Raw genomic sequence first — 22807 nt, 5'->3', positions numbered from 1 at the left:
ACTCACATACCGACGAAGGAGGCCTTCTCCTTGGCGAGGAAGGCATCGACCGCAGCCTTGTGGTCCTTGGTCTGACCGAGGTGGGTCTGCGCGGTGGCTTCGCGCTCCAGGGCGTCGGACAAGCCCGAGGCCGATGCGGCGACGAGTGCCTTGACCTGCCGGTACGCCTCGGTGGGGCCGGACGCGAGCTTCTGCGCGAGCGTGCGCGCAGTCTCCTGAACCTCTTCGTCGGCCACCAGTCGGTGTACGAGCCCCCAGTCGAGCGCCTGCTCGGCGCTGATCTTGTCGCCGAGGAGCAGGAGAGCCGTGGCCCGCGAAGAACCGAGGGACTCGACGAGCGAGTAGCTCAGCCCCGAATCGCTGGCAAGGCCGATGCCGGTGAAGGCCGTCCCGAAGGACGTCTTCGTCCCGGCCACGCGGATATCTCCGGCGAGCGCAATGCCGAGGCCTGCCCCGACACAGGCGCCGGGAATTGCGACGACGACGGGAACCGAGAGTCTCTTCAGCGACCGGATCAGCGGGTTGTAGTGAATCCCGACGGTATCCATCGCGGTCGACGGATCAGCTTCAAGCGCTTCGACATGCTCGCCGAGGTCCTGCCCGACGCAGAAATTCTTGCCCTCGGAGGTGATCAGGACAGCCCGTACCCCTGAGACAGCGTCCACCGCCTCCTGGAATGCAACCTTGGTCGCGATATTCAGTGAAGAGCGTTCCAGGGTGATGGTGGCGAGGCCATCCGAGATGTCGAGTCGTACCGTCATTTCTTCTCCCAATCGTAGAATCCCTTGCCGGACTTGCGGCCGAGTTCTCCGCGCGCGACTGTGTCTCTCAGCAGCTGTGGCGGGGTGAAGCGGTCGCCGAGTGTCGACGCCAGGTGCTCGGCGATCGCAAGCCTCACGTCGAGACCCACCAGATCCGTCGAGCGCAGCGGTCCCATCGGATGCTTGTAGCCGAGTTCCATTGCACGATCGATGGATTCGGCGTCGGCGACGCCCTCCTCCAGCATCCGGATGGCTTCGAGGCCCAGGCTGACCCCGAGGCGGCTGGTGGCGAAGCCGGGGGAGTCGTTGACGAGCACCTCACTCTTGCCGAGCAACGAGACCCAATCGCGAACCTTCGTCACGACGTCGGGCGAGGTTTCCGGTGCCCGCACGATCTCCACCAGTTCCGATACCGGAACGGGATTGAAGAAGTGCATGCCGATGAAGCGCGTTGGATCACTCAGTGCTGCACCGAGTTCGGCGATGGAAATGGAACTGGTGTTGGACGCGATCACTGTCGACGACGAGACCGACTTGTCGACCAGTGCCAGCACTTCGACCTTGAGCGATGGAATCTCCGGGACTGCCTCGACGACGAGGTCCAGGTCCGCTGGCAGCTCGTCCGGGCCGGCGACGGTGGATACCCGCGACAGGATCTCGTCGGGTGCGCCGTCCAGCTTGCCGCGCTCGTGCGCGCGAGTGAGACCGGTGGACACCCTCTCGAGGGCCGCCTGTTGATCCGCGGCTTCGGCGATGACCACCTGTGATCCGAGTTGGGCAAACACCTGGGCAATGCCAGCACCCATCCGTCCACCACCGACGACGCCTACTTTGGCCGGAATGCTTGTAGGTTCTTCTAGAAATGTCACAGTTTCTCCAGAAATGCCGTCATACGGCGTTGTTTGTCCTCGGTCTCGAAGAGGATTGCTTGGGCGATGTCGTCGGCCCACGGATGGGAACCTGGTGCGTCGAGAATCTTCTTGGTGAGCTTCAGTGCGAGGGGTGCCTGCTTGGCGACGCGGTCCAGCAGCGAATGGGCCGCGGCCAGAGGATCTTCGACGATCTCCATAGCCAATCCACTGCGCAGCGCCGCATCGGCATCGAGCGTCCGTCCACCCAGGAGTACCTGTTTGGCCACCGAAACGCCGATCAGAGTAGGCAGACGGTAGCTGGCGCCTGCTGCTGCCATGATGCCCAGGCCGGGCTCGGGATTTCCGAAAACGGCGGTGGACGAGATGATCCGGATATCGCAGGCATACGACAACTCTGCGCCGCCGCCGAGGGCGTACCCGCGGATCGCGGCGACGGTCGGTAGGGGGAGCGTAGCGATGCGGTCGAACAGGTTCCGGTTGATGCCGCGTAGTGCGTCGTCGCGCGTGCGCACTCTGAGTTGGTTGATGTCGGCGCCGCCGGCGAAGTGTTCGCCCTGGCCGGTCAGCAGGAGAAGCTTGGGCTTGTCTTCGATCAGCGCGCAGACCTCGTGCAGCTCGGAGATCATCTCCGCGTCGATGGCATTGCGCTGCTTTTCTCGGGCGAGAGTGACGACGACCCGGTCGGACAGTTCCTCTACGACAAGAGTGTTCACGGCGCCTCGATCAACATCGATACGCCCTGGCCGACGCCGACACACAGCGTCGCGAGTCCGCGTGAGGCTTTCTCGCGTTCCATCCGTCCCATCAGGGTGAGGAGAATTCGGGCACCCGAGGAGCCGAGCGGGTGGCCCAGTGCGATCGCGCCGCCGTCGGCGTTGACCTTCTCTTCGTCGAGTTTCAACTGGCGGATGACGCCGAGCGACTGGGCCGCAAAGGCCTCGTTGAGTTCGATTGCGCCCAGGTCGTCGACGCTCCAGCCTGCGCGGGCGAGTGCCTTCTGCGTCGACGGCACCGGTCCGAGGCCCATCACACGCGGCTCGACGCCAGCGCTGGCACTGGTCACGATGCGTCCGCGGACCTCGAGGTTGTACTTCTTTACGGCGTCCTCGCTCGCGACTACCAGCGCAGAGGCACCGTCGGTGAACGGGGAGGACGTGCCGGCGGTGACGATGCCGTCCTGCTTGAAGACTGTCTTCAGCTTTCCGAGCTTCTCCAGTGTCAGGCCGCGACGCGGAGTCTCGTCCTGAGTGACGTCCCCTGCCTTCGTCGGAACGGCGACGATCTCGTTGTCGAACCGACCGGCGTCCTGGGCTGCGATCGCGCGTTCCTGGCTGCGCAGCGCGAAGGCGTCGGACTCCTCGCGGGTGACGCCCTCCTGGCGAGCTACTTCCTCGGCGGTCTCGCCCATCGACAGGGTCGTTGCCGGATCGAAGCGGGGATTGGTGAATCGCCATCCGAGCGCGGTGTCGAAGATCTGCCCGGGTTTGGCCCACGGCGTACCCGGCTTCGCGATGACCCAAGGCGCCCGCGTCATCGACTCGACGCCACCGGCGACGATCAAGTCAGCTTCTCCGCTTCGGATCGAGGCCGCGGCGTTGGCGATGGCGGTCAGACCGCTCGCGCACAGACGGTTGACGGTGTACCCGGGGATGGATTCGGGCAAGCCGGCAAGCAGTACAGCCATTCGAGCCACGTCCCGATTGTCCTCGCCCGCCTGATTCGCCGCGCCGAGAATCACCTCGTCGATCACCTCGGCTGGAATCCCCGCACGACGCACTGCCTCGGCGACGACGATGCCTGCCAAGTCGTCGGGCCGGACGCTTGCGAGCGCGCCCCCGTAGCGACCGTGCGGCGTTCGTGCTCCGGATACCAGAAAAACTTCGCCCATTATGCGCTCCTTCGACGGGTTACCCCCCTATTAATAACCGAACATTCGGTAGTCACGCAAGGGCGGTGGTGGGTCGGACTGTGAAATCGCAACGAGCCTGGAAGGATGGAGCACATGACAACCGCACGGGCCCCGCGTCGCACCGGCCTTCCTGGCCGCCCGGGCTACGACCTCGATTCGCTGCTGGCCGTTGCGGTGAAGGTCTTCAACGACAAGGGGTACGACGGCACCTCCATGGAGGTGCTCGCGGGCCGCCTCGGCATCACGAAGAGCTCGATCTACCACCACGTATCCGGTAAGTCGGAGCTTCTCGAACTTGCGTTGTCGCGAGCGCTGAATGCGTTGTTCGCGGTCACCACCGAGGAGAAAGCCACCGAGGGTCGCTACATCGACCGATTGGATTATCTGGTCAGGCGCAGTGTCGAGATCCTCGTGGCTGAGCTGCCGTACGTAACGCTCTTGCTGCGGGTGCGCGGAAACACCGAGGTCGAACGCCGTGCCCTTGCGCGACGCCGCGAGTTCGATTTCTTCGTCAGCGACCTCGTCGTCGAGGCTGCGAAAGAGGGTGATCTGCGAGCGGACATCGATCCTGCGCTGGTCTCGCGACTGCTGTTCGGAACGGTGAACTCACTGATCGAGTGGTATAAACCGCGCACCGGGGGATCGGCCAACGATCTTGCCGACGCGGTGGTAGCGCTGACGTTCGACGGATTACGCAGGGCCTGAACTAGAAGACCGTCGTCGAAAGAGTGATCAAGGCGACGGCGATGAGCGCGGTGACAACCCACCCCTCCCATGAGTGCGGGCCGATTCCCCAGCCGACCTTCTTGGCTCCGAACCACTTTCGGGGCGGGTTGAAATGCATGTACTGGACCATACCCTTCGCAGGAGTAACGATGCGGCGTGCTTGACAACCCCATCGGTCGCGGACGAAGCTAATTACCGACCGAACGTACGGTGAGACGGAGATGCTGTGAGCAGAATGCTGGAGAGCTACGCCCAAGGACAATGGTTCGCTGCGAGCGACGAGGGAACACCGCTGCTCAGCGCGATCGACGCAGCCGAGGTTGCGCGCATTTCCTCGACCGGTCTCGATGTCGCAGGAATGATCGACTACGCCCGCACCGTCGGCGGCCCGGCACTTGCTGCGTTGACCTTTCACGAGCGCGCCGGACTGCTCAAGCAACTCGGCCTGACGCTGATGGCAGGCAAGGACGAGTTCTACGAGGTTTCGACGCTGACGGGCGCCACGACTCGCGATTCGGGCGTCGACATCGACGGCGGCTTCGGCACCGTGTTGAGCTACGCGAGCAAGGCCCGACGCGAGCTGCCCAACGACACGGTTTACCTCGACGGCGCCATCGAGCAGCTCGGCAAGAAGGGCACGTTCCTCGGCCAGCACATCTACACCTCGCGTCGCGGTGTCGCCGTGCAGATCAACGCCTTCAACTTCCCGGTGTGGGGCTTCCTCGAGAAGCTGGCACCCGCGTTCATCGCAGGCGTACCGTCGGTCATCAAGCCCGCCAGCCAGACTGCGTACCTCACCGAACTGGTGTTCCGACGCATCGTCGAGAGTGGCATCCTGCCCGAAGGCTCGGTTCAGCTGATCTGCGGCAGCGCACGCGACATCATCGACCACCTCGGTGGCCAGGACTCGGTGGCCTTCACCGGATCTGCCGACACCGCAGCATCGTTGCGAGCGCACCAGAACGTCGTCGGCGAAGGCGTGCATTTCACCGCTGAAACCGACTCGCTCAACGCGTCGATCCTCGGATCCGACGTCACGACGGAAGATCCTGAATTCGACCTGTTCGTCAAGGGCGTCTTCGCCGAGATGACGGTCAAGGCCGGCCAGAAGTGCACGGCCATCCGCCGCGTACTGGTGCCGCAGCCGCTCGTCGACACTGTCGTCGACGCGCTCAAGACTCGACTGGACAAGGTCGTCGTCGGCGATCCTCGCACCGAGGGCGTGACGATGGGAGCCCTCGCGAGCATCGAGCAGCGCGACGAGGTCCTCAAATCCGTTCGCGGACTGACAAAGTCGGCCTCGGTGGTCTATGGCAATCCCGATGCAGTGGATCAGCGGCCCGGCGCATTCATGGCACCGGTTCTGCTGAAGGCAGGCGACAAAGCTGCACCCGAGCCGCACGAGATCGAAGCCTTCGGGCCGGTGTCCACCGTGATCGGTTACGACGACACCGCAGATCTGCTCGACCTGGTTGCTCGCGGCAAGGGTTCGCTCGTTGCTTCGTTGGTGACGAAGGATTCCGCGGTGGCACGCGAGGTCGTCCTCGGTTCTGCCCCGTACCACGGCCGAATTTTGGTGCTCAACAGCGAAGACGCTCGCGAGTCGACCGGCCACGGTTCACCACTTCCAGTTCTGGTACACGGCGGCCCCGGACGAGCAGGTGGCGGTGAGGAACTCGGCGGCATGCGCGCAGTGCTGCACCACATGCAGCGCACCGCAATTCAGGGGACTCCCGACGTGCTCACCGCGGTCGGCAACAAATGGGTCGCCGGATCCGCGCGCATTGTCGGCGACGTCCATCCGTTCCGCAAGAATCTCGGCGAGCTGAAGCTGGGCGACACCATCGTGGGCGGCCCACGCCAGGTGACGCGCGCGGACATCGACCACTTTGCTGAATTCACCGGCGACACGTTTTACGCGCACACCGATCCGCAAGCAGCAGCTGCCAATCCGCTGTTCGGCGGAATCGTTGCGCACGGCTACCTGGTCGTCTCGCTCGCCGCCGGGTTGTTCGTCGATCCCGCGCCAGGTCCAGTGTTGGCCAACTTCGGCGTCGACAGTCTTCGATTCCTGACGCCCGTCAAGGCCGACGACAGCTTGACGGTCACGCTCACGGCCAAACTCATCACGCCGCGCCAGAGCGCGGACTACGGTGAAGTACGTTGGGATGCAGTAGTTGTCAACCAGGAGGGCGACCCCGTCGCCACCTACGACGTGCTGACGCTCGTCGCGAAGCCGGAAGGTGAGAACTGATGAGTTTTCGAGTCGCTGTCTGTTACGGAAAGCCGGAGGACGCCGCGGCGTTCGATGAGCACTACACATCGGTACACGTGCCGCTCGCCCAGGTGATCCCGGGGCTGACCGAGTTCACTTGGGGCAATTCCAGTTCGATGGACGGATCGCAGCCGCCCTACTACCTCATCGCCAACTTGGTCTTCGATGACGAAGCTTCCCTGAAGGCCGGTTTGGCGTCGCCGGAGATGAAGGCCGCGGGCGAGGATGTCGCGAACTTCGCCTCCGGAGGGGCCACAATGTTCACCCAGGAGGATGTGCGGGTCCCGCCCGGCAGGCCGAACCGGTGACTGTTCTGTGACATTGGGCGGTATGAAAACGCGCACGGGCGGAACCGCTTCAGAAGGAAACCCATGAGCAAGAACCAGATTGCGCTCGATATGTTCGCAGTGGATGCCGCATCTCAGAAGCTCGGTATCGAGTTGATCGAGATCGGCGACGGATACGCCAAGATGTCCATGACCATCACCGAGGACATGGTCAACGGGCACGCGATCACCCATGGCGGCTACGTCTTCATTCTCGCGGACACCACGTTTGCGATGGCCTGCAACAGTCGCGATGACGCAGCCGTAGCGGCACGGTGCGACATCAGGTACTTGCGTCCGACGAAGGCAGGGGACGTACTGGTCGCCGAGGCCGTCGAGCGGGCACGGTTCGGGCGGAACGGGATCTACGACGTCGCGGTGACCTGCGAGAACAAACCGGTCGCCGAGTTCCGTGGGGACAGTCGTATCGTGAACCGGTGACTTCGGGTGATCTGTCGACGTTGGCCGACGCCGTCGCGGCGGCTACGGGCGGCGCGGTCTCGGTCATGGATCCCGCCGGCTACGTCATCGCGTACTCGTCCCTGCCGGGTCAACCGATCGACGACGTCCGTCGAGACGGCATCCTCGGCAAGCGGGTGCCGGACAAGTACATGGTCCACCATCGAGATCCGGAATTCCGCGCCAGCGGAACCGTACGAGTGATCGACGTCGCGGGCACCCTGCCGCGGCTTGCCGTGGCGATCAGTAACGGGACGGAACACCTTGGTTCGATCTGGTCGATTTGCGCGGGACGGCCTGTCGATCCACCGGACCCGGCGGCCGTCGCGGCTGTGTCCCGGGCCGCGGAGGCGGCAATGGCCCGGGCCGCGGAGGCGGCGGTGCCGCTGATCCTGGCACGCAGATCATCGTCGCGCACGAGCCGAACACATGCGTTGCTGACGGATCCGGATGCGGTGCGCCCTGATTCCGATATCGAGTATGTCGTGCTTGCGGCCAAAGTCGTGTCCGAACACCCTGAGGGGTACCTCGACCGACTCGTCGGACTGCTCGATCTCACAGTCGCTCGCGGCAGGGACTCCGGGTGCGTGGTGATCGAGCAGACGGTATTTCTGCTGCGCCCCCTCGAATCCGACGACACTGTCGAGGACTTCGCAACCGAGGCCGACGTCGTTCGGGTTCGCGCGACAGCGTCATTTGGTGTGCCGATCACCTTCGGCATCGGTGAACCGTCTGCTCGTCCGAGCGCCGCCCGCAGGCAAGCGTCCAGCGTGCTCGACGTCGCGGCCGCGCGCACTGCCACCTACCGGACGGTCGAGGTCCAGGTGCGATTGCATCAGATGGAGACCGCACTCGCTGGCACGTCGATGTCGATCCCCGCCGTCGAAAAATTGCTCGCGCACGATGCGGCCGAGGGCACGAGTTACGCCGAGACGATTCTCGCGCTGCTCGACCACGAATCCAACGTTGCTGTTGCAGCGAACTCGTTGTATCTGCATGCCAACACCTTTCGGTACCGGGTGCGCCGCACGAAAGACCTGTTCGGTCTCGATCTGGACGACGCCGACACTCGCCTGCTGGTGTGGTTGATCCTGCGCTCGAAACGTCGCGGATTTACCAGTCACCACGAGAGCTGAGCACTTTGCCCGGGTTGAGCAGGTAGTCCGGGTCCAGCAGTTCCTTGATGCCGCGCTGCAGGGACGCGGCGACAGGATCGAGTTCCTTCTCGAGCAGGTCCCGCTTGAGCAACCCGACTCCGTGCTCGCCGGTGATGGTTCCCCCCAATCCGAGTGCGAACTCGGCGATGTCGTCGAACGCGCGTTGTGCCTTCGACAACGACGCGGGGTCGGCGCGGTCGACGATCACCGTCGGATGAATGTTGCCGTCGCCGGCGTGGCCGACCACTCCGATGACGATGCCGATGCGTTCTGCCACGCGGCTGACCTCGTCGATCATCTCGGCCAGGTGCGAGAGCGGAACCGACACGTCGTCGACCAGCGGGGACCCGAGGCGCTCGAGTGCGGGGTAGGCCAGCCGTCGAGCCTGCACGAGCTGATCGGATTCGGCGTCGTTCTCGGCCACCACCACCTCGAGTGCGCCGGCAGCAGAGCAGATGGCGGCGATCGCTTCCAACTCCGACGGTGCGCTCGGTCCCGAGTCCGATTGTGCGATCAGCACTGCTCCGGCTTCCGGTCCGAAGTCCATCTTCGCGTAGTCGTCGATCGCACGAATCGTCGTGCGGTCCAACAGTTCGAACAGGCTCGGAGTTATCCCTGCTGCGCGGGTGTTCGCCACGGCGACAGCTGCGGAACTGGTCGACGGGAAGACCGCGGCCATCGTCGACGGGGTTGCCTTGGGGAAATCGAGTCCAACGGTGGCTTCGGTGATGATGCCCAGCGTGCCCTCGGAGCCGACGAACAGATCGGCCAGCGCGAGGCCCGCTACACCTTTGACGGTTCGCCTACCGACGAAAGTGGCCCGGCCGTCGGCTAACACCACCCGCAGACCTCGAACGAAGCGTGCTGTGACGCCGTACTTCACGCAGCAGAGACCCCCGGCGTTGGTGGCGATGTTTCCCCCGATGGTCGACGCTTCCCAACTCGACGGGTCGGGAAGGTATGTCAGGGACTGTTCGGCGGCAGCGTCTTTCAGCTGCTTGTTGGTGACTCCTGGTTGTACGACCGCCACTCGGTTTGCGACGTCGAGCTCGACGATGACGTTCATCCGCCGGGTGCTCAGCACGATGCATCCAGGACTGCTGTTGGCGGCACCGGCAAGGCCGGTCAGTGCGCCTTGTGGAACGACGGGAACTCGGTGCCTCGACGCGATGGTCATGACGGCCTGGACGTCGGATTCGGTTCTGGGGAGGACCGCCACGGCAGGGGTCGTCGAGTCGCACAGCGCAGCGGCGTCGTGGCGATAGCTCTCGAGGATATCGACGTCGACCACGACCGCATCGGCACCGATCGCGGCTCGCAATTCGTCGAGTACGTTCTCGCCGACGAAGCTGGCAGGGACAAGCGAATGCGTCGACGTCATGACTGCGAGTATGGCGCGAATCACAGGGCGTTGTCTGCGTCGAGATGGACGAACTCCGACCGCGGTAGCCGTAGATTCGGACAAAATTCGCGGTCCGGGCGCGAAATGTGCTCGTCATGGCTCTTCTGGTCTCTACAGTGCGGTGACCGGATCGGGTAGATCCGGTGGATGAGATCTTGACAACAGCGGCGCAGGTAGCCATTCTAATTACCGACCGAATGGACGGTGGATATCGGCATGGCCGTCCGCCGCGGTTCAGAAAAGACTCTTGCAGGATGGAACGACCGTCCGGTCTCCCTCTTCGCCCCGATCCGATGCATGTCTATCGAGGTCAGGGCCGACACGAAACGAGAATTCGATGGCAACACAGGTCGAGGCGCCCTCGGTGGCGTCGCGCGAGCATCGGCGCGCAGCTCTTGCGAGCATGGTGGGCACGACGGTCGAGTGGTACGACTTCTTCATCTACGCGCAGGCTGCATCGCTGATCTTCGCGAGCCTGTTCTTCGCTCCGATGGGCTCGTCCGGACAGTTGGTTGCCTACGTGACCATCGGCATCAGCTTCATCTTCCGACCCCTCGGCGCAGTCGTCGCGGGCTACTTCGGTGACAAGGTGGGTCGCAAGAAGGTCCTCATCGTCACTTTGACCCTCATGGGCGTTGCCACCGTCGGAATGGGCCTGCTGCCGACCTACGAGTCGATCGGCATCTGGGCACCGGCCATCCTGATCGCCCTGCGCATCCTGCAGGGCTTCTCCACCGGCGGCGAATGGGGCGGTGCCGCGTTGATGGCCGTCGAACACGCGCCCAAAGGCAAGCGCGGAATCTACGGAGCAGCAACACAGATGGGCGTCCCGCTGGGCATGCTCATAGCGACCGGAACCTTGGCCCTGTGCACCGGCCTGCTGACCGAAGAACAGTTCGAGTCCTGGGGCTGGCGCATACCGTTCCTCATCAGCTTCGTACTGATTCTCGTCGGCTTCTACATCCGCCGCCGCGTCGAAGAGACCCCGGTGTTCAAGGAGCTGGCCGAGCGCAAGGAGCGCAACCACACCCCGGTTCGCTCACTGTGGCGGACCAACAAGAAGCAGGTCATGCTCGCGGCCTTGTCATTCATCGGAACCAACGGCAACGGCTACATCATCGTCGGCGGCTTCATCGTCGCGTACTCGACACGAGAGCACGGGCTCGCCCGCGTCGACGTCCTCGTCGCCAGCCTGCTCGCTGCGGTGGTCTGGGGTATCTTCACGTTGCTCGGCGCGTATTGGTCGGACCGCATTGCGCGCACCACCGTCATGAACGTCGGTAACGCCGCAATGATGTTGTGCGCCATCCCGTTCTTCATGCTCGTCGATACCGGCGAACTGAAGTGGGTGTACGTCGCGCTGGTGCTCTTCGCTGTCGGTCTTGGCTTGTCCTACGGTCCGCAGCCGGCACTGTATGCGGAGATGTTCCCGGCCGCTGTGCGATTCAGCGGCGCATCCATCGGCTACGCCATCGGTACCGTTCTCGGCGGCGCATTCGTCCCGACGATCGCGGAGGCTCTGTTCAAGGGGACCGGGACGTCGATGTCCATCTCGATCTATCTGATCGTTCTTGCTGCGATCTCGTTCGTCGCAACCTCGCGCATCAAGAACCGGCAGGATCAGGATCTGAACCTGTAGGCGCCTTCGGCGCACGTGAGTGGAAATACCTGTCCTGCTGGGTATTTCCACTCACCTGCACTCGCTACGAGTGGCGGTGCAACGGACTTCCCGACAACGCCATCATCGCCTCACCCAGAGCTTCGTTCTGGGTGGGGTGTGCGTGTACGAAGGCCCCGACCTCGGACGGCAATGCTTCCCACGCAACGGCGAGCTGGGCCTCACCGATCAACTCGCCGGCGCGATCTCCGACGATGTGCACTCCGACGACCGGGCCGTCCACGCCGGAACGAATCACCTTGACGCCGCCTGCAGTTCCGAGGATGCGGCTCTTGCCGTTTCCGCCAAGATCGTAGACGAGCGCGGTGATGGTTCCGTACTTCTCCTCGGCGGCGTGCTCGGTGAGACCGACGGACGCGACCTCCGGGTGCGAGTAGGTGACCCGGGGGAGGTTGGCGCCGTCGACTCTGATCGGTTCACGACCCGCGATGTGCTCGGCGACGAAAATACCGTGTTGAAAACCTCTGTGCGCCAACTGATACCCGGCGACTATGTCGCCGACGGCGTAGACGCCCGGGACGGTGGTGACGAGGTTGTCGTCGACCGTGACGAAGCCGCGCTCGGTGGCGATACCGACCTCTGCGAGCCCCAGTCCTTCCGTACGCGGCCCGCGCCCGACGGCGACGAGCACGATGTCGGCGTCGACCTTGTTTCCGTTCGACAGCGAGACCGCAACATGTGAATCCGACGAGACCACGGCTTCCACCTTGGTGCCGACGCGAATGTCGATGCCGCGCTTCTTCAGTGCCCGCGTCAGCTGTTTCGACGCCCACTCGTCCTCGCCCGGCACGATGCGATCGAGCGCTTCGACGACGGTGACCTTCGAGCCGAACGATGCCCAGATGCTGGCGAATTCGATCCCGATGACACCTCCGCCGAGTACGACGACCGACTCGGGCACCCGATCGAGCGAAATGGCGTCGTCACTCGTGATCACGCGATCGGTGATTGCGATCCCCGGGACTTCGCGCGAGTACGATCCCGTCGCCAGAACGAGTGAGCCGCCGGTGATTTCTCGGCCGCCGACCTCTACGGTCTTGGGGCCGACGAGGTGGCCGCGGCCGTAGACGATCTCGATGGCCTGCTGTTTCAGCAAACCCTGCAGTCCTGCATAGAGGCCGTCGACGACTCGTTGTTGATACCCGAGCGCAGCCGGGACGTCGACGCCGGAGAACGACGCACCCACCCCGACATCGCTTGCGCCGCGAACGGCGTCGGCGATTTCGGCGGTGTGGAGCAGTGCTTTGGTCGGGATGCAGCCGCGATGAAGGCAGGTACCGCCGAGCTTGTCCTCCTCGACGATTACCACCGACAATCCCAGTTGCGCCGCGCGGATCGCGCACGAGTACCCGCCGGATCCGCCTCCGAGAATCAGTACATCGACGTCGGTCATCGCGCTCCGCCCAGGGCCAGAACAGGGTTCTCGACGTAATCGGCGACGGTGCGCAGGAATCCGCCCGCGACACCGCCGTCGCACACGCGGTGGTCGAACGTCAGTGACAGCTGGGTGACCTTGCGGACCGCGAGGACGCCGTCCACCACCCACGGGCGATCGATGATGCGCCCGATGCCCAGAATGGCCGCCTCGGGGTGGTTGATGATGGCGGCGGACCCGTCGACGCCGAAGACGCCGTAATTGTTCAGCGTGAAGGTGCCACCCGTCAGTCGGGCGGGCGGCAACGATCCGGTTCGGGCCATCTCCGTGGTCTCGGCAAGTCGTTCCGAGAGTTCGCGCAGCTCAGCCTTGTTGGCATGGGAGATGACAGGCACCATCAATCCGCGATCGGTCTGCGCGGCGATGCCGAGATGCACGTCCTCGTAACGGAGGATCTCTCCGGCCTCGGTGTCGACGGTGCTGTTGAGTTCGGGAAACTTTGCCAGCGCCGTCATCGTGAGCGTGGCCAGAACCGCAAGGAGCGAGACCTTCACGCCGTCGAGCGAGGCGTCCAGATCGCGACGCGCCTGCAACAGGGCCGTCGCGTCGACGTCGACCCAGGTGGTTGCCTCGGGAATCTCGGATCTGCTTCGAGACATTTTGTCGCCGATGAGTTTCCGAATTCCGGTGATCGGGATGCGTGTGACGCCGCCGGTGGTGGTTGCAGGTGCCGAAGCCGGTGCTGCCAGGGCGCGCTCGACGTCCGCGCGGGTGATGACGCCGTGTGTGCCTTCGGTCGCGATGTCGTTCAGATCGAGCCCGCCGTTCGATGCAAGTGTGCGCACTATCGGCGACAGTACCTTCGGCGCAGTGACACGGGGGGCCTTCGGTGCAGCGACATCAAGGGCCTTCGGCGCAATCGCATTGGGGGCCTGGGGCGTTGCAGTTCGACGTCGCCGACGAGTCGCGGGGCCATGCCCGGTCCCGTAGCCAATGAGGACATTGCCCGAACCGGCCAGCTCCTCTTCGCGATACTGCTCGTGCGCGGGGCTACCACCGTCGACCGTGATGAGCGGTGTCCCGACGGCCATCGTCGTCCCCTCGGCGCCGTGGAGTTCGGCGACAATGCCTTCGAACGGGCAAGGCACCTCGACGGATGCCTTGGCGGTCTCCACCTCGACGACGACCTGATCGATCGTCACCGTGTCGCCCGGCTTGACTTTCCATTCGATGATGTCGGCCTCGGTCAGGCCCTCACCGAGGTCGGGAAGCATGAACACCTGCGCGCTCATACGGACACCGCTTTCGTCAGATCCGGCGCGTCGTTCCACTGCAGCCGGTCGATCGCGTCGAGGACGCGATCCGCGTTGGGAAGATGGAAGTGTTCGAGTTTCGGTGCGGGGTAGGGGATATCGAGTCCGCTGACGCGCAGCACCGGAGCGTGGAGATGGTGGAAGCAGCGTTCGGACACGCGGGAGGCGATCTCGGCGCCGACGCCGGAGAATCCCTGCGCCTCCTGCACGACAACGCAGCGGCCGGTCTTGCGTACCGACTGTGCGACGGTCTCGTCGTCGAATGGGTTCAGCGATCGCAGATCGACCACCTCGACGCTACGGCCGTCCTGGGCGGCGAACTCGGCGGCCTGCATGGCCACCGACACCGACGGGCCGTACGCAAGCAGGGTGACATCGGTGCCGGCGCGTCGGACGACAGCTGTTCCGATGGGTTCGGTGCGTACCAGATCGATGTCGGCTTTGGAGAAATACAACCGCTTCGGTTCCATGAAGATCACCGGGTCCGGGTCGGCGATGGCATCGCGCAGCAGTGAGTACGCGTCGGCGACCGTGGACGGCGAGACCACCTTGAGACCTGCGGTGTGGGCGTAGTAGGCCTCGCTCGAATCGCAGTGATGCTCGACGCCACCGATACCACCCGCGTAGGGAATTCGGATCACCATCGGGGCAGTCAGCGATCCTCGGGTGCGGTTCCGGATCTTGGCGACGTGCGAGACGATCTGTTCGAAGGCCGGGTACGCGAACGCATCGAACTGCATTTCGACGACAGGTTTGAAACCGGACATCGCCATGCCGACCGCGAACCCAACGATTCCGGACTCGGCAAGCGGGGTGTCGAAGCACCGAGTCTCGCCGAAATCGCGTGTCAGACCGTCGGTGACGCGGAAGACCCCACCGAGTGCCCCGACGTCCTCGCCGAACACGACGACTTTCTCGTCCTCGGTGAGTGCGTCGCGCAGGGCGGCATTGAGGGCTCCGGCCATGGTCAGGACAGTCATGTCAGTTCTCCTCGGCGGCGATTTCGGCGGCCACCTGATCGCGTTGTTCGATCAAAGCAGGGGTGGGGGTCTCATAGACGAAGCGGAACAGGTCCTGCGGATCGACGCTTTGCTCGGCGTTCATTCCGGTTCGCAGGGCAGCGGCATCGGCGTCGGCTGCCTCGGTGATTTCGGCGCGGAGTGCATCGGTGACCACTCCGCGGCCGGTCAGGTAGGTGTCGAGACGCGCGAGCGGGTCGCGCCCGAGCCAACCTGCGACCTCCTCGGCTTTGCGGTAGCGGGTGGCATCGTCGGCGTTCGTGTGCGCATCCATCCGGTAGGTGTGCGCCTCGACGACGACGGGACCCTTGCCCGACCGAACGTACGCAACGGCCTCGTCCATGACGGCCATCATCGCGACCGGGTCGTTTCCGTCGACTTGTTCACTACCGATGCCGTAGCCGACGCCCTTGTGTGCCAGCGATGGTGCTGCGCTCTGACGGGCGAGTGGGACGCTGATGGCGAAGCCGTTGTTCTGCACGAGGAAGATGACCGGGGCGTGGAAGACCGCGGCGAAGTTCAACGCTTCGTGGAAGTCGCCTTCGCTGGTCGCGCCGTCACCGCAGAATGCAAGAGCGATGGTGTCGCGGCCCTGCTTGGACTCCGCGTACGCGAATCCGGTGGCATGCAGCAATTGCGTTGCCAGCGGCGTGCACTGGGGCGCGACGCGGTACTGCTTCGGGTCGTAGCCGCAGTGCCAGTAGCCGGCGAGCATGCCCAGGAGTTCGACCTGATCGATTCCCCGTGCAGCGAGTGCCATGGAGTCGCGGTACGTGGGGAACATCCAGTCCTGGTCGTCGAGGCACAGAGCGGCCGCGATCTGGCACGCCTCCTGCCCGCGAGCCGACGGGTACACCGCCAACCGGCCTTGCTTGGTCAGTGCTGTTGCCTGCTGGTCGAATCGGCGGCCGTGGACCATCGATCGGTACATCTGCAGCAGTCGCTCGTCGGACGGTCGCGCGTATCGTGCCGCGCTGTCGACGCCCGTGCCGTCCGGTGCGAGGTACTGGACGGGACGGTCGGCTGGCATGAACTGTTGATACTGAGCTGCCGGGGAAATCTCGACTGTCGTCATGGGGCACTCTCCTGAAATCGACTTGTACAGTGATTCTGCCCGCGGGAGACCATTGTTTCGTCAGCGATCCGCGATTCGAAGACGATCGGCTGACAAGTGGCCCCGGATGTCCGATAGTGTCCAATGCGCGAGGTGTTCGACAAGGGAGCGGTGGACATATGGCAGAGGGTTCGGACCGGGTGGAACTGGACGACGTCGATCGTCGGATTCTGCGGGAGCTGTCGAGTGACGGTCGGCTGTCGATGCGAGTGCTCGCCGACCGCGTTCACATCTCTCGGGCGCATGCCTACACGCGGGTCGAACGGCTTCGATCCACCGGTGTCATCGAGAGCTTCACGGTGCGAGTCGATCATGCTGCGTCCGGACTCGGGACATCGGCGTTCATTGCATTGTCGATCCGGCAGGATTCGTGGCGTGCGGTGGCCAACGGCCTGAAATCGATGCCGTTCGTCGATCACTTCAGTTTGCTCGGAGGCGATTTCGACGTGTTGGTGCTCGTGCGAACTCCCGACAACGAGACGCTGCGTCACGTCGTCCTGGAGGGTCTGCAAAGTGTCGATGGGGTGCGGTCCACCCGGACGTGGCTGATTTTCGACGAAGCCCGCGGTGGCCTGGACAGCCCGCTACCGCCGGGCGAGAATTGACCCGGCGGTGGCGGGGCGGTTCAGAAGTTGCCGCGCGCCTCTTGTTCGCGCTCGATGGCCTCGAAGAGCGCCTTGAAGTTTCCGATACCGAATCCGAGCGAACCGTGCCGCTCGATCAGTTCGAAGAAGACGGTCGGGCGGTCGACGAGCGGTTTGGTGAAGATCTGCAGCAGGTACCCGTCTTCGTCACGGTCGACCAGGATTCCGCGCTTCTGTAGCTCCTCGACTGGCACCCGCACGTTGCCGATGCGCGAGCGTAGTTCGGGATCCTCGTAGTACGAATCCGGCGTCGCCAGGAACTCGATACCCGCCGCGCGGAGGGTATCGACGGATGTGAGGATGTCGTTGGTTGCCAGGGCCAGGTGCTGAGCGCCTGGCCCGCGGTAGAAGTCCAGGTACTCGTCGATCTGCGATCGCTTCTTCGCGATGGCAGGTTCGTTGAGGGGGAACTTCACGCGGTGGTTCCCATTGGAGACGACCTTGCTCATCAGTGCCGAATAGTCGGTCGCGATGTCGGCACCGACGAACTCGGCCATGTTGGTGAAACCCATGACCCGCTTGTAGAAGTCGACCCATTCGTCCATCTTGCCGAGTTGGACGTTGCCGACGACGTGGTCCAGCGCCTGGAAGATCCGCTTCGGCGCGCCCGCCGGCTTCACCAACGTGGAGGTGCGAGGAGCATAGCCGGGTAGATAGATCCCGCTGTAGCGCGAACGATCGACCAGCGTGTGCCGGGTATCGCCGTAAGTCGCGATGGACGCGGCACGTACGGTGCCGTTCTCGTCGGTCAGATCGTGCGGCTCCACCAGAACCCGCGCACCCTGTGCCCGCGCGTGCTCGATGCAGCGATCGACATCGGGAACCGACAGGGCGATGTCGATGACGCCGTCGCCGTGCCGGGCGTGGTGGTCATTGAGGTCGCTGTCCGGATCGACGGCTCCCTTGATGACGAATCGCACCGCGCCGGACTTGAGCACGTAGGCGTGATGATCACGCTGGCCAGTCGTCGGTCCGGAGTACGCAACGAGTTCCATGCCGAACGCGGATTGGAAGAAGTGGGACGTCTGCACCGCGTTGCCGACGGCCCAGACGATCGCATCCCACCCGCTCACCGGGAACGGGTCGCGCTCGTCGTCGTATTCGACGAGGCCGACGAGTTGGCGGAGCTGGTCGGCATCGAGGTCGGCAAGCTTTTCGTCGTCGTTCAGAACGTTGTCGAGAGACATGGGATTCACCTTCGGCTGCATCGAATTGAGGTAGCTATACAACCAGGCAACACCGGGGTGCTGAGGGTGTCAATCGAGTACTGTTCTCCTGGTAGATCCGGCCAAAATTCGCAGGGATTGCACCGGGTTTCTATACATATTGTTCACCTCGGAGGTCATTGTATGGAGTCGTCACTCGACCAACTGGACCGAGCAATTCTCGGTACGCTGCACGAGAATTCGAGGATCGGCGTGCTGGAGTTGTCCCGGGTTCTCGGAGTCGCGCGCGCGACCGTGGCCGCGCGTCTGCACCGACTCGAAGAACGCGGAATCATCTCTGGCTACGAGCCGCGAATTGGTTTGGCCGCAGCGGGTTACGGAGTTCAGGCTTTCGTGACGCTGGAGATCGCCCAGGGCGCTCTGGACGACGTGGCCACTGTGCTCGAGGCGATACCAGGCGTGTTGGAGGCGTTTGCGACCACCGGGTCCGGCGACGTGCTGTGTCGCGTCGCGGCCGAATCGCACGACGATTTGCAGCGAACCTTGATCGCTCTCAATCAATCTCGCACTATCGCCCGGTCGACGAGCGTGGTCGTGCTGTCGGAGATCGTGCGCTTTCGGACGCTGCCGCTCCTCGATGCCGGTGAGTCGTCTCGCATGCCGAAAGCCCCGGCCTACCGAGGCGACCGACGTAAGGTCGATCCTCGGTAGATCCGGGGCTGGCCGGCACCAACCGGACCACGATGCAACCCTTGCGACCCAAGAATGATCGAATTGCCCTCCACACGTCCGATCCGAGAAGAAATGAGATTCACGTGACCGACAGCCAGAATTCGTCGACGCTTCACCGGGGCGTCATCGCCCTCGAAGCCGGAAGCCCGCAGATCGACCCGGATGCCTGGATCGCGTTCAACGCGACCGTCGTCGGGCGCGTGCATCTGGGCCCAGCGACCGGCATCTGGTACGGCGCCGTGCTTCGCGCGGAGTACGAGGACATCAGGATCGGGGCGGGCTCGAACCTGCAGGACGGCGTCGTGGCCCACGTCGATCCCGGTTTCCCGTTGACGGTGGGGGAGAACGTCAGCGTCGGGCACAATGCTGTGCTGCACGGCTGCACCATCGGCGACGGATCGCTGGTGGGCATGGGTGCAGTGATCATGAACGGCGCTGTAGTCGGCGAAGGATCACTCGTCGCAGCGGGGGCACTGATCACCGAGAATGCGCAAATTCCGCCGAGGTCGCTCGTCGCGGGCGTTCCGGGCAAGGTCCGACGCGAACTCACCGACGACGAGGTCGCGCACTCCGGCCTGAACTCGGCCGTCTACCGCGAATTGGCGGTCACGCACCGAAACGCACGTCCGGCATAGCGCCAGCTCGACCACAGTAGCGCCGTCCGGTGACATATACAGGCAGCGATGATCGAGAGGAACCCGGAACCACGCTCCAGATCCGGCTCACGCCGGAGAATATTTCGGGGACGTCACGGGGTGAGGGCAAGAACCTTCGAGGACGTGAACGCAACGGCGTCCGGGACAGTGCTGTTGAACGCGTAGGAGAGATGGGCGAGAACATTGACGCCTGTGCTGCACACCGGATCGCCGACGGCGCAATACGTCCGGGCGCGGTCACCGTACAGCGCACTCTGGGTTTCGATCGTCCCCTTGCGACGACCTAGTGGATCGCCGAAGGTGACGACGGCGGCGATACGCGGCGCAAGTGCCTCCGGAATGACCTCGCCCTGGCCGAAGTTCGTGGGCACGCCGAGCGCGATCGCCGTTGCCGATGCACCCTGGGAGTAACCGCCGAGCACGAACGTCGTCTCCGAGCAGCGCGCCGCGAACTCGACGATCTCCCGCGAGATGTCGGTAGCACCGTCAGGGGCAGTCTTCTGGTTCCAGTTCGCTCCGTATTCAACGGCGTAAGACTCGACCTTCTTGCCAGGGAGGGCGGCCGTCAGCATCTTCACGAACGGGGCGCCCACGATTCCCAGACCGGGTAGTTCGCCGGACCCGCGCGTGAAGAGGACCTGAACGTCGGGGCAATCGGGGCCGGGCTGGGTAGCTGAGGGCTGGGTCGCTGAGGGCTGGGACAGGGCGGGAGCGGCATACAGCAGGACCGAGCTTGCTGCGGACACAGCGAGTAACCCCCCGATGCAGGCACGGCGGGCTGAAGCTGTGAAGCGCGGCATGGGGAATCCTCTACGGTCGGAACAGGTGCTCAACCACCTTAGGTCCCGGTGTAGGTCCCGACAATCGTTGTACGGCAGGATATTCGACAGCAATTCCCGCCGTCGGTGGTGAGTTGTACCAAGGCTCAGCGACGAGGTTGCAACAGGCCCGTCAGAACGTGGGCCTGTTCGAGTAGGAGTGTGCCGAGCTCGCGGTGGCGTTCGGGCCGAAAGCGTGTTTCTACGCCCGTGAGGCTCAGTGCCCATGCCGGTGCGCCGGCGCGGTCGAAGACGGCAGCTCCGATGCCCCAGCTTCCCTCGACCAGGAGAGCCGGGTTGACGGCGTAGCCGTTCTCGCGTGTCGTCGCGATGCGGTGTCGGATCGCGGCAGGTGAGTGGTGGACCCCCCAGTCAGGTTGCAGGTCCGTGCGCTCCAGGTAATCGTCCACCTCGCGGTCCTTCAGATGGGCCAGGATGACGAGTCCTGCAGACGCGACCCCGAGCGGAAGCCGGACCCCTTCGTACAGCACGTGAGAACGTAGCGGGAACCTTCCGTCCTCGCGCAGAAGGCAGACGGTTTCGTCACCCCGACGAGTGGACAGGAACGCGCTTTCGCCACTCTCCCTCGCGAGCGTGTGGACAATGGCTCTCGCGTGATCGGTGATGTCGTAGCGACCGGCGGCTGCGGAGCCGAGCAGGTACATCTCGGGCCCGAGGGCCCAGACGCCGGTCGAGGTGTCCCGGTCGAGGAAGCCCTCTTCGGCCAGGGAAGTGAGCAGCCGGTGCGCTGTCGGGCGCGCTAGGTCGGTGGCCCGAGCAAGTTCGGTGGTCGATGCTCCGGTAGGTTCGGCGCCGCCGACCGCTCGAAGAAGTGCGGTTGCTCGCGCGACGACGTTCGGGGGCATGGCATCATTCTAGCGTCCACTCAGTGAACGCCAACCGCTGAGAGCTTTCGTAGGGCGATCGATATCGGCGTTGTTACCAGCATTATCGCCAGCTCGAGGTTCACTGAGGACACGTTCGAAGAATGGACATCGAGTAGCTAGGGGTTCGACAGTGGCAGGCAAAGTATTCGAATCGGCGGTCTCGGCAGTTGCCGATATCGGCGACGGGGCACGGATAGCGGTCGGCGGCTTCGGGCTGTGCGGCATTCCCGACGCGCTGATCGAGGCCATCGTGGCAACCGGCGCGTCGAATCTGGAGGTGTTCTCCAACAACTGTGGCGTCGACGATCACGGCCTCGGGATTTTGCTGTCCAACGGTCGGATCAGCAGGGTGACGGCCTCGTACGTGGGAGAGAACAAAGAGTTCGCGCGGCAGTACCTGGCCGGCGAGCTCGAGGTGGAACTGACTCCGCAGGGCACGCTCGCCGAGCGTATGCGCGCCGGTGGTACCGGTATTCCTGCGTTCTTCACCCCGGCGGGCGTCGGAAGTCCCATCGCCGACGGCGGGATGCCGTGGCGCTACAACGCCGACGGCTCCGTCGCGATCGAATCACCGCCGAAGGAAACGCGGGTGTTCGGGTCCAAGCGGTACGTGATGGAAGAGGCGATCAACGCCGACTATGCGCTCGTGCATGCCGAAATCGGTGACACCGAGGGTAATCTCGTGTTCGACAAGACCGCAATGAACTTCAACCCACTTGCGGCGATGGCAGGAAAGATCACGATCGCGCAGGTCGAGAAACTCGTCGAACCCGGTGAAATCGACCCGGGCGCAGTGCATCTGCCAGGAGTGTTCGTGCAGCGCATCGTGCACACCGGCCCGCAGGAGAAGCGAATCGAAAAGCGCACGATCAGTGCAGGAGGTCAGGCATGAGCTGGACACGCGATCAGATGGCCGAGCGTACGGCCGCTGAGATGATCGACGGTGAGTACGTCAACCTCGGGATCGGTTTGCCTACGCTGATTCCGGCGTATCTCACCCCTGCTGTCAGGGTTGTATTGCACTCGGAGAACGGCATTCTCGGAACCGGGCCGTACCCGACCGAGGACAAGATCGACGCCAACCTCATCAATGCGGGCAAGGAAACCGTCACCGTCAATCCCGGTGCGGCATTCTTCGATTCCTCGCTGTCGTTCGGCATGATTCGCGGCGGACACATCGACACCGCGGTACTCGGCGGAATGCAGGTCTCGCGCACCGGTGACCTGGCGAACTGGATGGTTCCCGGCAAGATGGTCAAGGGGATGGGCGGGGCGATGGATCTCGTCCACGGTGCCCGCCGAGTCATCGTCGTCATGGAGCACACCGACCGCGACGGCAACCCGAAAATTCTGGACACGTGCACACTGCCGCTGACCGGGCAGGGCGTGGTGAACCGGATCATCACCAACCTCGCGGTGATCGACGTCGTGGGTGACGGGACGTTGGCCCTGGCCGAGCTTGCTCCCGGCGTGACCCGAGAGCAGGTGGAAGCAGTTACCGGCGCGCCGCTAGGGTGA

At 64.1% G+C, this 22807-nt stretch carries 24 protein-coding genes; 11 read left to right on the top strand and 13 right to left on the bottom strand.

Annotated elements, in window-relative coordinates:
* Nucleotides 1-2: 2 nt before the first annotated feature.
* Genes QMK17_RS15765 through QMK17_RS15750 form a run of 4 tightly spaced genes read right to left on the bottom strand, consistent with a single transcriptional unit; the run spans nucleotide 3 to nucleotide 3521 of the window.
* Nucleotides 3-761 (bottom strand): enoyl-CoA hydratase-related protein, encoded by a 759-nt coding sequence (locus QMK17_RS15765; RefSeq protein ID WP_283510218.1) that lies wholly within the window; start codon nucleotides 759-761, stop codon nucleotides 3-5.
* Complete coding sequence (locus QMK17_RS15760; protein WP_283510217.1) at nucleotides 758-1630, bottom strand: 3-hydroxyacyl-CoA dehydrogenase family protein; 873 nt, start codon at nucleotides 1628-1630, stop codon at nucleotides 758-760. The genes QMK17_RS15765 and QMK17_RS15760 overlap by 4 nt, the downstream gene beginning before the upstream one ends.
* Complete coding sequence (locus tag QMK17_RS15755) at nucleotides 1627-2346, bottom strand: enoyl-CoA hydratase/isomerase family protein (RefSeq protein WP_283510216.1); 720 nt, start codon at nucleotides 2344-2346, stop codon at nucleotides 1627-1629. Before QMK17_RS15755 ends, QMK17_RS15760 begins: the two co-directional genes overlap by 4 nt.
* The gene (locus QMK17_RS15750) at nucleotides 2343-3521 is read right to left on the bottom strand and encodes a thiolase family protein (protein WP_283510215.1); all 1179 of its coding nucleotides are present in this window, start codon (nucleotides 3519-3521) and stop codon (nucleotides 2343-2345) included. Before QMK17_RS15750 ends, QMK17_RS15755 begins: the two co-directional genes overlap by 4 nt.
* A gap of 114 nt (nucleotides 3522-3635) precedes the next feature.
* Here QMK17_RS15750 and QMK17_RS15745 point away from each other — a divergent pair, with 114 nt between their 5' ends.
* Nucleotides 3636-4247, top strand: a complete 612-nt coding sequence (locus QMK17_RS15745) for a TetR/AcrR family transcriptional regulator (protein ID WP_283510214.1) — start codon at nucleotides 3636-3638, stop codon at nucleotides 4245-4247.
* A 1-nt stretch (nucleotide 4248) separates the two neighbouring features.
* Here QMK17_RS15745 and QMK17_RS15740 read toward each other — a convergent pair whose 3' ends face one another.
* Nucleotides 4249-4386 (bottom strand): hypothetical protein, encoded by a 138-nt coding sequence (locus QMK17_RS15740; RefSeq protein ID WP_283510213.1) that lies wholly within the window; start codon nucleotides 4384-4386, stop codon nucleotides 4249-4251.
* A 108-nt stretch (nucleotides 4387-4494) separates the two neighbouring features.
* On the opposite strand from QMK17_RS15740, the gene paaZ reads away from it, so the two are divergent.
* From paaZ to QMK17_RS15720, 4 genes are all read left to right on the top strand, one after another.
* Nucleotides 4495-6522: a phenylacetic acid degradation bifunctional protein PaaZ gene (gene paaZ, locus QMK17_RS15735; protein WP_283510212.1), complete on the top strand. Its 2028-nt coding sequence runs from the start codon at nucleotides 4495-4497 to the stop codon at nucleotides 6520-6522.
* Nucleotides 6522-6851, top strand: coding sequence for an EthD family reductase (locus QMK17_RS15730; protein ID WP_283510211.1), 330 nt, complete (start codon nucleotides 6522-6524; stop codon nucleotides 6849-6851). Before paaZ ends, QMK17_RS15730 begins: the two co-directional genes overlap by 1 nt.
* Before the next feature lie 63 nt (nucleotides 6852-6914).
* Nucleotides 6915-7310 carry a hydroxyphenylacetyl-CoA thioesterase PaaI gene (gene paaI, locus QMK17_RS15725; protein WP_283510210.1) on the top strand — a complete coding sequence of 132 codons (396 nt, stop codon included), beginning with the start codon at nucleotides 6915-6917 and terminating at the stop codon, nucleotides 7308-7310.
* On the top strand, nucleotides 7307-8464 hold the full coding sequence (locus QMK17_RS15720; RefSeq protein ID WP_283510209.1) for a PucR family transcriptional regulator: 1158 nt from the start codon (nucleotides 7307-7309) through the stop codon (nucleotides 8462-8464). Before paaI ends, QMK17_RS15720 begins: the two co-directional genes overlap by 4 nt.
* On the opposite strand, the gene QMK17_RS15715 is transcribed toward QMK17_RS15720, so the two are convergent.
* A complete protein-coding gene (locus QMK17_RS15715; RefSeq protein ID WP_283510208.1) occupies nucleotides 8442-9866 on the bottom strand; it encodes an FAD-binding oxidoreductase in 1425 nt (474 codons plus the stop codon). The two genes, QMK17_RS15720 and QMK17_RS15715, sit on opposite strands and share 23 nt — an antisense overlap.
* 358 nt (nucleotides 9867-10224) lie before the next feature.
* On the opposite strand from QMK17_RS15715, the gene QMK17_RS15710 reads away from it, so the two are divergent.
* On the top strand, nucleotides 10225-11526 hold the full coding sequence (locus tag QMK17_RS15710) for an MFS transporter (protein ID WP_283510207.1): 1302 nt from the start codon (nucleotides 10225-10227) through the stop codon (nucleotides 11524-11526).
* 64 nt (nucleotides 11527-11590) lie between these two features.
* Here QMK17_RS15710 and lpdA read toward each other — a convergent pair whose 3' ends face one another.
* From lpdA to pdhA, 4 genes are read right to left on the bottom strand one after another with little or no spacing between them, the layout of a single operon-like run.
* Complete coding sequence (lpdA, locus tag QMK17_RS15705; protein WP_283510206.1) at nucleotides 11591-12958, bottom strand: dihydrolipoyl dehydrogenase; 1368 nt, start codon at nucleotides 12956-12958, stop codon at nucleotides 11591-11593.
* Nucleotides 12955-14232: a dihydrolipoamide acetyltransferase family protein gene (locus tag QMK17_RS15700; RefSeq protein WP_283510205.1), complete on the bottom strand. Its 1278-nt coding sequence runs from the start codon at nucleotides 14230-14232 to the stop codon at nucleotides 12955-12957. Before QMK17_RS15700 ends, lpdA begins: the two co-directional genes overlap by 4 nt.
* Nucleotides 14229-15233: an alpha-ketoacid dehydrogenase subunit beta gene (locus tag QMK17_RS15695; RefSeq protein ID WP_283510204.1), complete on the bottom strand. Its 1005-nt coding sequence runs from the start codon at nucleotides 15231-15233 to the stop codon at nucleotides 14229-14231. The genes QMK17_RS15700 and QMK17_RS15695 overlap by 4 nt, the downstream gene beginning before the upstream one ends.
* Nucleotide 15234: 1 nt before the next feature.
* Nucleotides 15235-16347, bottom strand: a complete 1113-nt coding sequence (gene pdhA, locus QMK17_RS15690; RefSeq protein WP_283510203.1) for a pyruvate dehydrogenase (acetyl-transferring) E1 component subunit alpha — start codon at nucleotides 16345-16347, stop codon at nucleotides 15235-15237.
* Between the two features lie 158 nt (nucleotides 16348-16505).
* Here pdhA and QMK17_RS15685 point away from each other — a divergent pair, with 158 nt between their 5' ends.
* Complete coding sequence (locus QMK17_RS15685) at nucleotides 16506-16991, top strand: Lrp/AsnC family transcriptional regulator (protein ID WP_283510202.1); 486 nt, start codon at nucleotides 16506-16508, stop codon at nucleotides 16989-16991.
* Between the two features lie 20 nt (nucleotides 16992-17011).
* On the opposite strand, the gene hppD is transcribed toward QMK17_RS15685, so the two are convergent.
* The gene (hppD, locus tag QMK17_RS15680; protein WP_283510201.1) at nucleotides 17012-18217 is read right to left on the bottom strand and encodes a 4-hydroxyphenylpyruvate dioxygenase; all 1206 of its coding nucleotides are present in this window, start codon (nucleotides 18215-18217) and stop codon (nucleotides 17012-17014) included.
* Between the two features lie 162 nt (nucleotides 18218-18379).
* Between hppD and QMK17_RS15675 the strand changes: the two genes are divergently transcribed.
* On the top strand, nucleotides 18380-18907 hold the full coding sequence (locus QMK17_RS15675; RefSeq protein WP_283510200.1) for an Lrp/AsnC family transcriptional regulator: 528 nt from the start codon (nucleotides 18380-18382) through the stop codon (nucleotides 18905-18907).
* A 104-nt stretch (nucleotides 18908-19011) separates the two neighbouring features.
* Entirely contained in the window at nucleotides 19012-19563 is a 552-nt protein-coding gene (locus QMK17_RS15670; protein WP_283510199.1) for a gamma carbonic anhydrase family protein, read from the top strand.
* A 113-nt stretch (nucleotides 19564-19676) separates the two neighbouring features.
* Here QMK17_RS15670 and QMK17_RS15665 read toward each other — a convergent pair whose 3' ends face one another.
* Both QMK17_RS15665 and QMK17_RS15660 read right to left on the bottom strand, forming a co-directional pair.
* Entirely contained in the window at nucleotides 19677-20330 is a 654-nt protein-coding gene (locus tag QMK17_RS15665) for a cutinase family protein (RefSeq protein ID WP_283510198.1), read from the bottom strand.
* Nucleotides 20331-20509: 179 nt separating this feature from the next.
* Nucleotides 20510-21268, bottom strand: a complete 759-nt coding sequence (locus tag QMK17_RS15660) for an IclR family transcriptional regulator (RefSeq protein WP_283510197.1) — start codon at nucleotides 21266-21268, stop codon at nucleotides 20510-20512.
* Nucleotides 21269-21419: 151 nt separating this feature from the next.
* On the opposite strand from QMK17_RS15660, the gene QMK17_RS15655 reads away from it, so the two are divergent.
* Entirely contained in the window at nucleotides 21420-22181 is a 762-nt protein-coding gene (locus tag QMK17_RS15655; protein ID WP_283510196.1) for a CoA transferase subunit A, read from the top strand.
* The gene (locus QMK17_RS15650) at nucleotides 22178-22807 is read left to right on the top strand and encodes a 3-oxoacid CoA-transferase subunit B (protein ID WP_283510195.1); all 630 of its coding nucleotides are present in this window, start codon (nucleotides 22178-22180) and stop codon (nucleotides 22805-22807) included. The genes QMK17_RS15655 and QMK17_RS15650 overlap by 4 nt, the downstream gene beginning before the upstream one ends.

It is taken from the genome of Rhodococcus sp. G-MC3 (assembly GCF_030063335.1).
Classification (GTDB): domain Bacteria; phylum Actinomycetota; class Actinomycetes; order Mycobacteriales; family Mycobacteriaceae; genus Rhodococcoides.
The sequence above is the reverse complement of the archived record's forward strand: the minus strand, read 5'-3'. Positions and strand labels throughout refer to the sequence as shown.

What these genes read in the sequence shown, in the direction of transcription:
- lpdA (WP_283510206.1), bottom strand. Translation starts at nt 12,958, where the DNA reads ATGACCGACGTCGATGTACTGATTCTCGGAGGCGGATCCGGCGGGTAC.
- pdhA (WP_283510203.1), bottom strand. Translation starts at nt 16,347, where the DNA reads ATGACGACAGTCGAGATTTCCCCGGCAGCTCAGTATCAACAGTTCATG.
- paaI (WP_283510210.1), top strand. Translation starts at nt 6,915, where the DNA reads ATGAGCAAGAACCAGATTGCGCTCGATATGTTCGCAGTGGATGCCGCA.
- QMK17_RS15700 (WP_283510205.1), bottom strand. Translation starts at nt 14,232, where the DNA reads ATGAGCGCGCAGGTGTTCATGCTTCCCGACCTCGGTGAGGGCCTGACC.
- QMK17_RS15745 (WP_283510214.1), top strand. Translation starts at nt 3,636, where the DNA reads ATGACAACCGCACGGGCCCCGCGTCGCACCGGCCTTCCTGGCCGCCCG.
- QMK17_RS15750 (WP_283510215.1), bottom strand. Translation starts at nt 3,521, where the DNA reads ATGGGCGAAGTTTTTCTGGTATCCGGAGCACGAACGCCGCACGGTCGC.
- QMK17_RS15710 (WP_283510207.1), top strand. Translation starts at nt 10,225, where the DNA reads ATGGCAACACAGGTCGAGGCGCCCTCGGTGGCGTCGCGCGAGCATCGG.
- QMK17_RS15660 (WP_283510197.1), bottom strand. Translation starts at nt 21,268, where the DNA reads ATGCCCCCGAACGTCGTCGCGCGAGCAACCGCACTTCTTCGAGCGGTC.
- QMK17_RS15685 (WP_283510202.1), top strand. Translation starts at nt 16,506, where the DNA reads ATGGCAGAGGGTTCGGACCGGGTGGAACTGGACGACGTCGATCGTCGG.
- QMK17_RS15695 (WP_283510204.1), bottom strand. Translation starts at nt 15,233, where the DNA reads ATGACTGTCCTGACCATGGCCGGAGCCCTCAATGCCGCCCTGCGCGAC.
- hppD (WP_283510201.1), bottom strand. Translation starts at nt 18,217, where the DNA reads ATGTCTCTCGACAACGTTCTGAACGACGACGAAAAGCTTGCCGACCTC.
- QMK17_RS15675 (WP_283510200.1), top strand. Translation starts at nt 18,380, where the DNA reads ATGGAGTCGTCACTCGACCAACTGGACCGAGCAATTCTCGGTACGCTG.
- QMK17_RS15650 (WP_283510195.1), top strand. Translation starts at nt 22,178, where the DNA reads ATGAGCTGGACACGCGATCAGATGGCCGAGCGTACGGCCGCTGAGATG.
- QMK17_RS15730 (WP_283510211.1), top strand. Translation starts at nt 6,522, where the DNA reads ATGAGTTTTCGAGTCGCTGTCTGTTACGGAAAGCCGGAGGACGCCGCG.
- QMK17_RS15740 (WP_283510213.1), bottom strand. Translation starts at nt 4,386, where the DNA reads ATGCATTTCAACCCGCCCCGAAAGTGGTTCGGAGCCAAGAAGGTCGGC.
- QMK17_RS15715 (WP_283510208.1), bottom strand. Translation starts at nt 9,866, where the DNA reads ATGACGTCGACGCATTCGCTTGTCCCTGCCAGCTTCGTCGGCGAGAAC.
- QMK17_RS15765 (WP_283510218.1), bottom strand. Translation starts at nt 761, where the DNA reads ATGACGGTACGACTCGACATCTCGGATGGCCTCGCCACCATCACCCTG.